Below are 14173 nucleotides of genomic sequence, written 5' to 3' on the forward strand. Positions count from 1 at the left end.
CTCGATGACGAGGAACTTTCCGTGAAAACCCCCGCCTGCCTTCTGCTCGCCAGCCTGCTGGTCGGTTGCGGCCCGACTCCCCCGGTGCCGGCCGACAGCGTTCGCCCGGTGAAGCTCTACAGCGTGCCCGCAGCGGCCGCCGAAGGTGTGCGTCAATTCCCCGGCCAACTGGTGGCCTCGGATGAAGTCGACCTGTCCTTCCGCCTCGCCGGACATCTCAAGACCCTGGCGGTGAAGACCGGCCAGCGCGTGGAGCGCGGCCAACTGATCGCCGAACTCGATGATGCCGACCTGCGCCTGCGCCTGCGTGACCGCGAAGCCACCTTCAACCTGGCCCGCGCCCAGTACCAGCGCGTCGCCACGCTCAACGAGCGGCAACTGGTGGCCCGCGCCGAGCTGGACCAGCGCAAGGCCCAGCTGGACTCCGCCGAGGCCGCGCTGAAGCTGGCCCGCCAGGAGCTCGGCTATGCGCGTCTGACCGCGCCGTTCGAGGGCGTCATCGCCCAGCTGCCGGTGCAGAACCACCAGATGCTGCAACCCAAGCAGCCGGTGGCGATCCTGCAGTCCGCCGATACCTATGACGTGCAGTTCCAGCTGCCGGAAAGCCTGCTGGAACGCGTCGACGGCGCCAGCCTGCGCACTGACTACCAGCCCATCGTGCGCCTGGCCCGCGTGCCCGGCCGCGACTTCCTGGCGCAGTACAAGGAACACAGCACCCGCCCCGATCCGGCGACCCTGAGCTACACCGTCACCCTGACCCTGCAGCGGCCGAAGGACGTCACCCTGCTGCCGGGCATGAGCGCCACCGTCGAGGTGGACTTCGCCCAGCTCGGCCGCGACGCCCAGACCAGCCTGCGCGTCCCGGTGGAAGCAGTGTTCAGTGCTGACGACGGCGCGCCGGGCCAGAGCCAGGTGTGGGTGGTGAAAGGTACTGGCGATGCGCTGCACGTCGAGCGCCGCGCGGTGCAGTTCGGCCAGCCGGGCGCCGAGGGCATCCAGATCCTTTCCGGGCTCGAGCCGGGTGAGCATATAGTCGCCGCCGGCACTGCCGAGCTGCGCGAAGGCCAGCGCGTGCGCCCGTGGCAACGCGAACGGGGGCTGTGATGGATATCAGCGGCTACTTCATCCACAACAAGGTCAGCAGCTGGATCGTCATTCTCCTGCTGGCCCTCGGCGGCCTCTACGCGATCCTCGAGATCGGCCGCCTGGAAGACCCGGCCTTCACCGTGAAGACCGCCGTGGTCGCCACCCGCTATGCCGGCGCCTCGCCGCAACAGGTCGAGGAAGAGGTCACCTACCCGCTGGAAAACGCCATCCAGCAGCTGGCCTACGTCGACAAGCTCACCTCGATTTCCAGCGCGGGGCTGTCGCAGATCACCGTCAACGTGAAGCCGCAGTATCGCGCGGGCGAGCTGCCGCAGATCTGGGACGAGCTGCGGCGCAAGGTCAACGACCTCGCCCCGCACCTGCCGCCGGGCGTTTCGCCGCCGCAGGTGAACGATGATTTCGGCGACGTCTACGGCATCCTCCTGTCGCTGTCCGGCGACGGCTACAGCTACCAGGAGCTGCGCGACTACGCCGACTACCTGCGCCGCGAACTGGTGCTGGTGCCGGGCGTGAGCAAGGTGGTGGTCTCTGGGCTGCAGGCCGAGCAGGTGCAGGTGGAAGTCTCGCGGGAGAAGATGAACGCCATGGGCGTGCCGCTGCAGCGTCTGGCGGACCTGCTGAACCGGCAGAACGTGGTGTCCGACGCGGGCAGCCTGCGGGTCGGAAGCGAGAGCATCCGCCTGCACCCGACCGGCGAGTTCGCTGACGTCGGCGAGCTGGAGCGGCTGCTGGTCAGCGCGCCGGGCAGCGCCCAGCTGATCCGCCTGGGCGATATCGCCACGGTGAAGCGCGGCTTCACCGACACGCCCAGCCACCTCTGGCGCGCCGATGGCAGGCCGGCGCTGGCGTTGGGCATTGCCTTCGCCCCGCAAGTGAACGTGGTGAAAGTCGGTGACGCGGTGCACCAGCGTCTTGACCAGCTGGAAAGCGAACGCCCGGCCGGTATGCAACTGACGCCCTTCTATGACCAGGCCGTGGAAGTGCACGGCGCGGTCAACGGCTTCCTGCTCAGCTTCGTCACCGCGCTGGCCATCGTCGTCGGCACCCTGCTGGTGTTCATGGGCCTGCGCAGCGGGCTGGTGATCGCCGGGGTGCTGGCGCTCAACGTGCTGGGCAGCCTGCTGCTGATGTACCTGCTGGGTATCGAGCTGCAGCGCATCAGTCTCGGCGCGCTGATCATTTCCCTGTGCATGCTGGTGGACAACGCCATCGTCGTGGTCGAGGGCGTGCTGGTCGGTCGCCTGCGCGGCCAGGGCATCGACGCCGCGATCCGCCACATCGTCCGCCTCACTGCCCTGCCCCTGCTCGGCGCCACGGTGATCGCGGTGCTGGCCTTCGCCCCCATCGGCCTGTCCTCGGACTCCACCGGCGAATACTGCCGCTCGCTGTTCGACGTGTTGCTGGTGTCGCTGCTGCTCAGCTGGATCACCGCCATGACCCTGGCGCCGCTGTTCGCCCGCTGGGCCTTCGCCAGAATGCCGGTGAAGGCGGAAAGCACCGAGCCGCACGCCGGCTGGCTGTACCATGCCTACCGCAGCCTGCTGGAAGCCTGCCTGCGCCAGCGCGCGCTGACCCTCGGCGTGCTCGCCGTGGCGCTGGCCGCCTCGCTGCTGGGCTTCTCCCAGGTGCGGCAGAACTTCTTCCCGCCGGCCAACACGCCGATGTTCTTCGTCGACCTGTGGCTGCCCCAGGGCACCGCCATCGAGCACACCCGGGACCTGGCCGCCGAGATCGACCGGCACATCACCGCCCTGCCGGGCGTGGAGCGCACGGTCACCAGCATCGGCCAGGGCGCGCCGCGCTTCATCCTCACCTACGGCGCCGAGCGCCAGCACGCCAACTACGCCCAGGTGCTGGTGCGCACCGAAAACCGCGCGCAGATTCCGGGGCTGATCGCAGGCCTGCAGCACTACCTCGACGAGAACTACCCGCAGGTACAGACGGGCCTCAAGCGCCTGATGTTCGGCCCGTCCAACGGCAGCGCCATCGAAGTGCGCCTGACCGGCCCGGATCCGCAGGAGCTGCGCCGCCTCGGCGCGCAGGTGGGCGACATCCTCGCCGCCGACCCGGTGGCCACCGGCGTCAGCCACGACTGGCAGGCCCGCGCGCTGCTGGTCAGGCCGCAGTTCAACGAGGCCCGCGGCCGCGAGCTGGGCATCGACAAGCGCGACCTCGACAGCCTGCTGCGCATGAGCTTCAGCGGCCTGACCGTAGGCATCTACCGCGACGGCACCCAGCAGATGCCGATCGTCGTGCGTGAACGCGACGTCGACTCCGGGCAGATCAACGACCTGATGCTGTGGAGTCCGGTGAGCCAGCGTTACCTGCCCATCGAGCAGGTGGTCGGCGGTTTCGACAGCGTCTGGGAGGACCCGCTGATCCTGCGCGAGGACCGCAAGCGCACGCTGACGGTGATGGCCGACGTCGCCCCGCAGAGCGGCGAAACCTCCTCGCAACTGCTCAGCCGGGTGCGCCCGCAGATCGAGGCGCTGCCGCTGCCGCCGGGCTACGAACTGGCCTGGGGCGGCGACGTGGAAAGCTCCAGCGACGCCCGCAACGGCGTGCTCGGCAGCCTGCCCATGGCCTTCCTGGCGATGTTCATCATCACCGTGCTGATGTTCTCCTCGCCGCGCAAGGCGCTGCTGATCTGGCTGACCGTGCCGCTGGCAATGATCGGCGTGACCCTGGGCTTCCTGCTCACCGGCATCCCCTTCGGCTTCATGGCCCTGCTGGGGTTGCTGAGCCTGTCCGGCATGCTGGTGCGCAATGGCATCGTGCTGCTGGAAGAAGTCGACAACCTCGCCGAAACCGGCCAGCCGCCCCGCGAGGCGCTGGTGAACGCCGCCTGCGCGAGGCTGCGGCCGATCTGCCTGACCGCGCTGACTACCATCCTCGGCCTGGCGCCGCTGCTGCTGGACGCCTTCTTCCAAAGCATGTCGGTGGTGATCATGTTCGGCCTGGGCTTCGCCACGCTGCTGACGCTGATCGTGCTGCCGGTGCTGTATGCCAGCGCCTACCGCCTCGGCGGTTCGAAGGGGACTGCCAGCTGATTTGGCAAGATCCGTGGGGCGACTGACGTTGCCGCCAGCGTCGGTCACCGCCACACTCGTGGCATCCAATGAACGAGCCTTGCCATGGAATCGCCACGCCGTATCGCCTGCCTGCTCTACCCCGAGGTCATGAGCCTGGACATCACCGGGCCGCTGCAGGTGTTCGCCTCCGCGAACGTCGAGCGCCAGCGCCAGGGCCTGGCGCCGCTCTACGAGCTGCTGGTGCTGGGCGAACAGGCCGGACCGGTGGCGACCTCGGCTGGCATCCGCATCTGCGCCGACCAGGCGTGGCGCGAAGTCGATCCCTCGAGCCTGGATACCCTGCTGGTGCCCGGCGGGCTGGGCGTACCGGCACAATGCGGGAACAGCGAGCTGCTGCACTGGCTGGCAGCCGCCGAACCCCAGGTGCGCCGCCTCGGCTCGGTGTGCTCCGGTGCGCTGATCCTCGCCGCCGCCGGCGTGCTCAATGGCCGCCCGGCCACCACCCACTGGGCGGATGTCGACGAACTGTGCGCCGGCTTCCCCGAAGTGCTGGTCCAGGGCGACCGCCTGCACACCTACGACCCGCAGCGCCGCGACGGCGACGATCACGTGTTCACCTCGGCGGGCGTCACCGCCGGTATCGACCTTGCCCTGGCGCTGGTGGAGGCCGACCTCGGTCGCGCGCTGGCCCTGGCGGTCGCACGGCGACTGGTGATGTTTCTCAAGCGCCCCGGCGGACAGGCGCAGTTCAGCCACTGGCTGACCCCGGAGCCGACCCGCACGCCGCGCCTGGCCGCGCTGCTGGAATGGATACCGGCGCACCTGGGCACCGACCTGTCGCTGGAAGCCCTGGCCGAGCAGGCCTGCATGAGCCCGCGCACGCTCTCGCGGGTATTCATCAACGAACTGGGCATGGGGCCCGGCCGCTACGTCGAACGGGTGCGCCTGGAAGCGGCGCGGGCGCTGCTGCAGGACGCCCAGGCGTCGATCAGCACGGTGTCGCGGCTGTGCGGTTTCGGTCATCCGGAAAACCTGCGCCGCACCTTCCACAAGCACCTGGCGATCAGCCCGCAGGAATACGCCGAGCGCTTCGGCCAGTTGCACTGACAACGACAACCACCCAAAGGAAGATTGCCATGCTCGAACTCCGCCCCGGCTGCGAGTGCTGCGACCGCGACCTGCCCGGCGACAGCGCCGACGCCCGCATCTGCAGCTTCGAATGCACCTTCTGCACCGACTGCGCCGAGCAGGTGCTGAAAGGCCAATGCCCGAACTGCGGCGGTGAACTGGTGCCGCGTCCGCGCCGCCCGCTGGCGAAGCTGGCGGCCAATCCGGCCTCGACCCAGCGGGTGCTCAAGCCCAACGGCTGCCAGAGCTGAGGACGGACCATGCTGCTGCGCACCCCGGCAATCCGCCTGCTGTTCACCAGCCAGGCGCTGTACTGGTCCTGCTCGCTGATCGGCATCACCCTCACCTCGCTGGTGGGCGCCCAGCTCGCTCCGCTCAACAGCCTGGCGACGCTGCCGCTGGCGGTCCTGGTGCTGGGCAATCTGCTGGCGGTGCAGCCGCTGTCGCTGTTCATGCAGCGCCACGGGCGCCGGCGCGGCCTGTTGCTGGGCGCGGCCTGCGGCGTGCTCGGCGGCTTGCTCTGCGCGCTGGGTGTGTGGCTGGCGGACTTCCTGCTGTTCTGTCTCGGCGCGCTGCCCATCGGCGCGTACCAGGCGTCGGCGATGTACTACCGCTTTGCCGCACTGGAAGCGGTCGATGAAACCCACAAGGGCCGCGCCACGGCCTACGTGATCGGCGGCGGGGTGCTCGCGGCACTGCTGGCGCCGAGCCTCGCCCTGTGGTCGCGCAACGCCCTGCCCGCTCCTTTCGTGGGTTCCTATCTGGCGATCACCGTCCTGGCGCTGGTCGCCATCGCCGTGCTCAGCCGTCTGCCGGAGGGTGCGGCGCCCGCGCCATCCACCGGAGGCTGGAAGGTGATGCGCGAGCTGCTGGCGCGCCCGGCGGTCCGCGCGGCCATGGTCTGCACCGCAGCCGGCCACGGGCTGATGATCCTGATCATGAACGCCACGCCGCTGGCGATGAGCTTCTGCGGGCTGCCGCTGGAGCGTTCGGTGAGTGTGATCCAGTGGCACGTGCTGGGGATGTTCCTGCCCGCCTTCGTCGCCGGTCCGCTGGTAGACAGATTGGGCGGGCGCCGGGTGGCCTGGGTCGGCATGGCGTTGCTGGCGGTGAGCGCGGCGGTGGCCCTGAGCGGGCAGTCGGTGGCGCAGTTCCTGTTCAGCTCGCTGCTGCTGGGCATGGGCTGGAACCTGATGCTGGTGGCGGGCACCACGCTGCTTGCCTTTGGCCATTCACCACAGGAACGCGGCCATGCGCAGGGCCTGATGGAGCTGGGCAATGGCAGCCTGGCGGCGCTGATGTCCTTCAGTTCCGGTGCGCTGATCACCAGCGTCGGCTGGAGCGCGGTGAACCTGCTGGTATGGCCGGTGCTGCTGGTGGCGCTGGTGATGGTCTGGTCGGGACGGCGGGAGCTGGCAGTTACACCGTGAAGGCGCCTTGCAGGCGCTGTTCGCGGGCATGGCCCGCTCCTACAGTACATCCGGGCACCAAAACGCCTGGGGCGTTGTTCGACCTACGACGCCGTGGAAATCCGACCACAAAAAAGGCGACCCGAAGGTCGCCTTTTCGCTGCCAGACGCCGGCTCAGTAGTAGGCGTTCTCGCGGTTGCTGTGGTCGGTGACGTCACGCACGCCTTTCAGCTCCGGGATACGCTCGATCAGGGTCTTCTCGACGCCATCCTTCAAGGTCATCTCGACCGCGCCGCAGCCCTGGCAACCGCCGCCGAAACGCAGCACGGCGATGTTGTCCTCGACCACGTCCACCAGGCTCACCTGGCCGCCGTGGCTGGCAAGCCCTGGGTTGATCTCGGTCTGCAGGTAGTAGTTGATACGCTCGGTGATCGGGCTGTCTTCGTTGACCATCGGCACCTTGGCGTTGGGCGCCTTGATGGTCAGCTGGCCGCCCATGCGGTCGGTGGCGTAATCGACCACGGCGTCGTCCAGGAACGGCTCGCTGATGGCGTCGATGTAGGCGGTGAAGGCTTTCAGGCCGACCGGGGTGTCTTCCGGCTTCTGCTCGCCCGGCTTGCAGTAGGCGATGCAGGTTTCGGCGTACTGGGTGCCCGGCTGGGTGATGAAGATGCGAATGCCGATGCCGGGAGTGTCCTGCTTGGACAGCAGCTCGGCCAGGTAATCCTGTGCGGCTTCGGTGATGGTGATAGCGCTCATGGCAACTCCTCGCAAACGTGGCGCCAGTTTACGCCATTCGGGGATGAAGGATAAAGCCCTACCGTTTTAGTAGGAATAATTCGCAGCTGGATCGACAGCAGGTAACTCCCTGCAGGAGCGGGCCATGCCCGCGATCAAGGGCATGGCCGTTCCTACAAAGAGCGTACCGGTCAGAGGTTCTCGTAGCGGTTCATGTCCAGCACGCCCGCCTCCACCGGCTCGGTTTCACGCAGGTAGGCGTCCAGGTCGTGGAAGTAGAACCAGAACTGCGGGTGGCTGCGGCGGATGCCCCAGCGGTCGGCGACCTTCTCGAAGTCCGTCGCACTCTTCACCTGCTCCAGCGCGGCGACGAAATCGCTCACCTCGGCGGCCTTCAGATTGAACATGAAGTTCGGGTAGCTCGACAGCACGCCGGGGTAGATGGTCAGGGTGTCCAGCCCCGGCTGGTAGCGCAGGGATTCGCCCGCAATGAAAGCGACGTTGCTGTGCGCGCGGTTGCGCAGCACGGTGTAGATCTCGCGCTGCCCGTCCGGCAGTTCCACACGCAGGATGGTCGCCTCGGGAAACTGGTCGATCACCGGCAACCCGGCGGCCGGACGGCTGACCAGTCGGCTGAAGGCCTGTTCGGCGTCCTGCAGCGGCGCCGCCACGGTGTTGCGGTAGCAGGCACCATTCTCACAAAGGTTGATCGGGTCGGGTCGCGCATTGAGTGCCACGTAGTTCTTCAGCAACTGCTTGGCGAAGGCCAGCTTGGCGCCCTTTTCCGGCAGGAACAGGCCGGTCGGCTGGTCACTGTCATTGCTGTAGTAGTCGGCCCACATCTTGATTTTCCCGCTGTTCTGGTACCAGTCGTCGAGCAGCTTCTTGCGTGCGCCGACAGGCATCAGGCGCAGGAAGTTCTGCTCGGCGCCGTTGCGGATCAGGTCAAAGTACAACCGCGTCTGCGCCTGATGGGCGACGTTGCCGAACACGTCGAAGTTCACCACCAGCCCGTAGTAGGTGCGCTCCAGCAGCGGGTAGTCGAGCCACCAGATGGTCTGTGGCACGCCGCCGATCAGGCCCTTGCGCACCGAAGCGCTGTCGTACTGGCGGAAGATGCTCAGCACGGCATTGTCGTTGCCGGCCCAGATATCGGCCCAGGTCGGCGTCGGCGCATCGTCGTAGACGTCCTGGCGCAGCTCTTCGTACTGGTTGCGTTTGTCGCGGTAGGAGCGCCACTGGGACAGCATCGCGCCCACGTCATCGATCTGCCCCGGCAGCGCCAGCAGCGGCGAGGCCTGGCGCTGGAATTTCGGGTCGGTGACGTAGAGGTCGTGATCCGGGTCCTGGAACAGCGCCCAGAAGTTATCGCGGATCACGTCGGTGGCGATCTGCCCGCGGCATACCGGTCCGCGGATGAACGTACGGACGAAGTACTCGGCGTTATCCAGCATGAACTGGTAGCGCGCCCGCGCCGGGATCGCCTCGAAGGTCACGAAGGGATTGGCGCGGTGCTGCAGGCCATAGCCCGGCACCTTGTCGGTGTTCCAGTCGCTGCCGTAGAACAGCTCCTGGTTGCGCTTGAGGCGTGCCTCGTTGAGCGGATAGGTAATGTGCGTCTTGTGCACGATCACGCCCTGGATGGGCCACAGGCGGTAGTAGAAGGTATTGCCCGGATCGTCGTTGGGCCGGCGCGTGGCAATGGGGTCGATGGGCTGACCGCTGGGCGTGCGCGAACGCACCAACTGGAAGAAATGCCCCGGCTCGCCGCGTTCGGTGAAGTACAGGTGAGCGAGGAACAGGTGCTCGTAGATCCAGCGCTGCACCAGGCTCTGGCGCGCGCCGGGCTGGTTCAGGAAGGCTTCCCAGTCGGCGATCTGCGCAGCCTCGCCGGCGCCCGGCTGCCAGGCCTTTTCGTCCACCGGTGCGCCCTGAGCCAGCCAGGTCTTGATAGTCGACAGCTGTTTGTCGCTCAGGCCGGTAACGGCGAACGGCATGCCACTGCGGGGATTCTTGGCGACGAAGTCGTCGATGGAATCGGGTGTCGGGCACTGGTTGGTGCGGTTGATCGACAGGTCCAGCCCGTCGGGAATCTTCGCGTTGGGCACCAGCGGATGCTCGTGTCCGAGGTCGATCATCCGCGCCATCAGCGCCGCCTGGCTGCCGCGGCCGTCGAGCACCGACCAGAAGTCCTTGCGCCGCCAGGCATCCGCGCCCTGGGCGTCGAGGAACAGCCGCGTCGGGTCCTGCGCCTTGCTGCGTCCACCGTCGTAGACCGGCAGCTTGTTCGCCCCGCGCTGCGCGCCTTCGGCAGCTGTCAGGTTGAGCTGGCAAGGCGAGTCATAGCAGGCATGGCAGGCCACGCATTTCTCGGTGAAGATCGGCTGGATGTCCTTGGTGTAGGACAGCCCTCCCGCCAGGGCCTGCGCCGAAAACGCCAGGGATGCGATGAGCAACGTGAAACGGGCTCGCAGGGACATGAAGGACTCCGGACATCAGGATGGAGCGGATTCTAGCGGGAGTGCCGGCGCAATGCGCTCCAACCAAAGGCGGAACATGAGGAATCTTCATGTAAAACCGCGCCCGGTCAAATTTCCTGCAGCTTTGTTATCATCAGCGACCTTTCGTCACGCCTTTTTCCGAGAATTCCAATGATCGACCGTGCCGCACGCCTGCAAGCCCTCCAGCAAGCCCTCAAGGAGCGCATCCTGATCCTCGATGGCGGCATGGGCACCATGATCCAGAGCTACAAGCTGCAGGAAGAGGACTACCGTGGCGCACGCTTCGCCGACTGGCCGAGCGACGTGAAGGGCAACAACGACCTGCTGCTGCTCAGCCGCCCGGACGTCATCCAGGCCATCGAGAAGGCTTACCTCGACGCCGGCGCCGATATCCTCGAGACCAACACCTTCAACGCCACCCGCGTGTCCCAGGCCGACTACGACATGCAGGAGCTGGCCTACGAGATGAACGTCGAGGGCGCGCGCCTGGCCCGTGAAGTGGCCGACGCCAAGACCGCCGAAACCCCGGACCGCCCGCGCTTCGTCGCCGGCGTCCTCGGCCCGACCAGCCGCACCTGCTCGATCTCCCCGGACGTCAACGACCCCGGTTTCCGCAACGTCACCTTCGACGAACTAGTAGAGAACTACAGCGAATCGACCCGCGGCCTGATCGAGGGCGGCGCGGACCTGATCCTGATCGAGACCATCTTCGACACCCTCAACGCCAAGGCGGCGATCTTCGCCGTGCAGGGCGTCTATGAAGAACTGGGCGTCGAGCTGCCGATCATGATCTCCGGCACCATCACCGACGCCTCCGGCCGCACCCTGTCGGGCCAGACCACCGAAGCCTTCTGGAACTCGGTGAGCCACGCCAACCCGATCTCCGTCGGCCTGAACTGCGCCCTCGGCGCGAAAGAGCTGCGCCCCTACCTGGAAGAGCTGTCGACCAAGGCCGCGACCCACGTCTCCGCGCACCCCAACGCCGGCCTGCCCAACGCCTTCGGCGAATACGACGAGACCCCGGCGGAAATGGCCGTGGTCGTGGAAGAATTCGCCGCATCGGGCTTCCTCAATATCATCGGCGGTTGCTGCGGCACCACGCCGGGGCACATCGAAGCCATCGCCAAGGCCGTGGCCAAGTACGCCCCGCGCGCGATTCCGGAAATCCCCCGCGCCTGTCGCCTGTCCGGCCTCGAGCCGTTCACCATCGACCGCAATTCGCTGTTCGTGAACGTCGGCGAGCGCACCAACATCACCGGCTCGGCCAAGTTCGCCCGGCTGATCCGCGAGGAAAACTACGCCGAAGCGCTGGAAGTGGCGCAACAGCAGGTGGAAGCCGGCGCCCAGGTGATCGACATCAACATGGACGAGGGCATGCTGGACTCGAAGGCCGCCATGGTCCGGTTCCTCAACCTGATCGCCTCCGAGCCGGACATCTCCCGCGTGCCGATCATGATCGACTCCTCCAAGTGGGAAGTGATCGAGGCAGGCCTGAAGTGCATCCAGGGCAAGGGCATCGTCAACTCTATCTCCATGAAGGAAGGCGTCGAGCAGTTCAAGCACCACGCCCGCCTGTGCAAGCGTTATGGCGCTGCGGTGGTGGTGATGGCCTTCGATGAAGCCGGCCAGGCCGACACCCAGGCGCGCAAGGAAGAAATCTGCCAGCGCTCCTACGACATCCTGGTCAACGAAGTGGGCTTCCCGCCGGAAGACATCATCTTCGACCCGAACATCTTCGCGGTCGCCACCGGCATCGAGGAACACAACAACTATGCGGTCGACTTCATCGAGGCCTGCGCCTATATCCGCGACAACCTCCCCTACGCCCTGACTTCGGGCGGGGTGTCCAACGTGTCCTTCTCGTTCCGCGGCAACAACCCGGTGCGCGAGGCGATCCACTCGGTGTTCCTCTACTACGCCATCCAGAACGGCCTGACGATGGGCATCGTCAACGCCGGCCAGCTGGAGATCTACGACGAGATCCCGCAGGAACTGCGCGACAAGGTCGAGGACGTGGTGCTCAACCGCAGCCCGGACGCCACCGAGGCGCTGCTGGCCATCGCCGACAATTACAAGGGCGGCGGCGCGGTCAAGGAAGTGGAAGACGAAGAGTGGCGCAGCCTCAGCGTCGAGAAGCGCCTGGAGCACGCGCTGGTCAAGGGCATCACCACCTTCATCGTCGAGGACACCGAGGAGTGCCGGCAGAAATGCGCGCGCCCCATCGAGGTCATCGAGGGCCCGCTGATGAACGGCATGAACGTGGTCGGCGACCTGTTCGGCGCCGGCAAGATGTTCCTCCCGCAGGTGGTGAAGTCCGCCCGCGTGATGAAGCAGGCGGTGGCCCACCTTATCCCCTTCATCGAAGCCGAGAAAGGCGACAAGCCCGAGGCCAAGGGCAAGATCCTCATGGCCACGGTGAAGGGCGACGTGCACGACATCGGCAAGAATATCGTCGGCGTGGTGCTGGGCTGCAACGGCTACGACATCGTCGACCTGGGCGTGATGGTCCCGGCCGAGAAGATCCTGCAGACCGCCCGCGAGCAGAAGTGCGACATCATCGGCCTGTCCGGCCTGATCACCCCGTCGCTGGACGAAATGGTCCATGTCGCCAAGGAAATGCAGCGGCAGAACTTCAGCCTGCCGCTGCTGATCGGCGGTGCCACCACCTCCAAGGCGCACACTGCGGTGAAGATCGACCCGCAGTACAGCAACGACGCCGTGGTCTACGTGACCGACGCCTCCCGCGCAGTGGGCGTGGCGACCACCCTGCTGTCCAGGGAAATGAAGCCCGAGTACACCCGCAAGCTGCGCGAGGAGTACGCGGAGGTTCGCGAGCGCACCGCCAACCGCAGCGCGCGCACCGAACGCCTGAGCTACGAGCAGGCCATCGCCGCCAAGCCGAAGTTCGACTGGGCCGGCTACCAGCCGCCGGTGCCGAGCTTCACCGGCGTCAAGGTGCTGGACGACATCGACCTCAACGTGCTGGCCGAATACATCGACTGGACGCCGTTCTTCATCTCCTGGGACCTGGCCGGCAAGTACCCGCGCATCCTCACCGACGAAGTCGTGGGCGAAGCGGCCACCAGCCTGTTCAACGACGCCCAGGCGATGCTGAAGAAGCTCATCGGCGAGAAGCTCATTCGCGCCAAGGCAGTCTTCGGCTTCTGGCCGGCCAATCAGGTGCACCACGACGACCTGGAAGTCTACGGTGACGATGGCCACAAGCTGGCTACCCTGCACCACCTGCGCCAGCAGACCATCAAGCCCGACGGCAAGCCGAACTTCAGCCTGGCCGACTTCGTCGCACCGAAGGACAGCGGCGTGAAGGACTACGTCGGCGGCTTCATCACCACCGCCGGCATCGGCGCCGAGGAAGTGGCCAAGGCCTACGAGGCCAAGGGCGACGACTACAACGCGATCATGGTCAAGGCCCTGGCCGACCGCCTTGCCGAAGCCTGCGCCGAATGGCTGCACCAGCGTGTGCGCAAGGACTACTGGGGCTACCAGCCCGAGGAGCACCTGGACAACGAGGCGCTGATCAAGGAGCAGTACGTCGGCATCCGCCCGGCGCCCGGCTACCCGGCCTGCCCGGACCATACCGAGAAAGGCACGCTGTTCAAGCTGCTCGATCCGAAAGGTCTGTCAGGCGTAACCCTGACCGAGCACTACGCCATGTTCCCCGCCGCCGCCGTCAGTGGCTGGTACTTCGCCCACCCGCAGGCGCAGTACTTCGCCGTGGGCAAGGTCGACAAGGACCAGATCGAACGCTACAGCGCGCGCAAGGACCAGGAAATCACCACCAGCGAACGCTGGCTGTCGCCGAACCTGGGGTATGACAACTAGGTCCGCCGACAACTGACACCCCTGGCCAGGGAACCCTGACGCCCTGGCCAGGCGTGCTCCTTCGAAGGAAGGAAACGCCCTGCTCCTCCGAACGTCCCTGATTCACCCCCCTATTCCCCACCTTCTCCCGGACAGCGAAAGCCTGCTGCTCACGGCGTCCCCTGCCTTTCTCTTTTCTTCTATTCAAGTTTCCGCAACCTGCACCTGCAAACTTCGGAAACTTACAAATTCCTTTCCATACCAATTCACACCTTCTTTTCCTGAAGCCCATCGACAACAGGCCTCACTGCTTAAATTTAAAACTGAAAACCCTCCTTCAAATACGCACCCACCCAGGCATTAATGGCTCGGAATATTCACTCAACAACACAATTCAATTCCTATTGATCCCACACATACCGGGTGAAACCATCC

General features: G+C 66.3%; 8 protein-coding genes. 6 read left to right on the forward strand and 2 right to left on the reverse strand.

Annotated elements, in window-relative coordinates; translation table 11 throughout:
- Positions 1-21: 21 nt before the first annotated feature.
- The 5 genes from IB256_RS24070 (at position 22) to IB256_RS24090 (ending at position 6697) form a co-directional block, all read left to right on the forward strand.
- The gene (locus IB256_RS24070) at positions 22-1104 is read left to right on the forward strand and encodes an efflux RND transporter periplasmic adaptor subunit (RefSeq protein ID WP_192404385.1); all 1083 of its coding nucleotides are present in this window, start codon (positions 22-24) and stop codon (positions 1102-1104) included.
- Positions 1104-4157, forward strand: coding sequence for an efflux RND transporter permease subunit (locus IB256_RS24075; RefSeq protein ID WP_192404387.1), 3054 nt, complete (start codon positions 1104-1106; stop codon positions 4155-4157). The genes IB256_RS24070 and IB256_RS24075 overlap by 1 nt, the downstream gene beginning before the upstream one ends.
- 84 nt (positions 4158-4241) lie before the next feature.
- Entirely contained in the window at positions 4242-5246 is a 1005-nt protein-coding gene (locus IB256_RS24080) for a GlxA family transcriptional regulator (RefSeq protein WP_081516561.1), read from the forward strand.
- Positions 5247-5275: 29 nt separating this feature from the next.
- A complete protein-coding gene (locus tag IB256_RS24085) occupies positions 5276-5518 on the forward strand; it encodes a DUF1272 domain-containing protein (RefSeq protein WP_192404389.1) in 243 nt (80 codons plus the stop codon).
- 9 nt (positions 5519-5527) lie between these two features.
- Complete coding sequence (locus IB256_RS24090; protein ID WP_192404391.1) at positions 5528-6697, forward strand: MFS transporter; 1170 nt, start codon at positions 5528-5530, stop codon at positions 6695-6697.
- A gap of 154 nt (positions 6698-6851) precedes the next feature.
- Here the strand turns inward: IB256_RS24090 and nfuA are convergent, their stop codons facing one another.
- On the reverse strand, positions 6852-7436 hold the full coding sequence (gene nfuA, locus IB256_RS24095; RefSeq protein ID WP_045208304.1) for a Fe-S biogenesis protein NfuA: 585 nt from the start codon (positions 7434-7436) through the stop codon (positions 6852-6854).
- Between the two features lie 170 nt (positions 7437-7606).
- Positions 7607-9895 carry a fatty acid cis/trans isomerase gene (locus tag IB256_RS24100; protein ID WP_192404393.1) on the reverse strand — a complete coding sequence of 763 codons (2289 nt, stop codon included), beginning with the start codon at positions 9893-9895 and terminating at the stop codon, positions 7607-7609.
- Positions 9896-10066: 171 nt separating this feature from the next.
- On the opposite strand from IB256_RS24100, the gene metH reads away from it, so the two are divergent.
- A complete protein-coding gene (metH, locus tag IB256_RS24105) occupies positions 10067-13759 on the forward strand; it encodes a methionine synthase (protein WP_192404395.1) in 3693 nt (1230 codons plus the stop codon).
- Positions 13760-14173: the final 414 nt, after the last annotated feature.

The organism is Pseudomonas sp. PDM17 (assembly GCF_014851985.1).
GTDB lineage: Bacteria > Pseudomonadota > Gammaproteobacteria > Pseudomonadales > Pseudomonadaceae > Pseudomonas.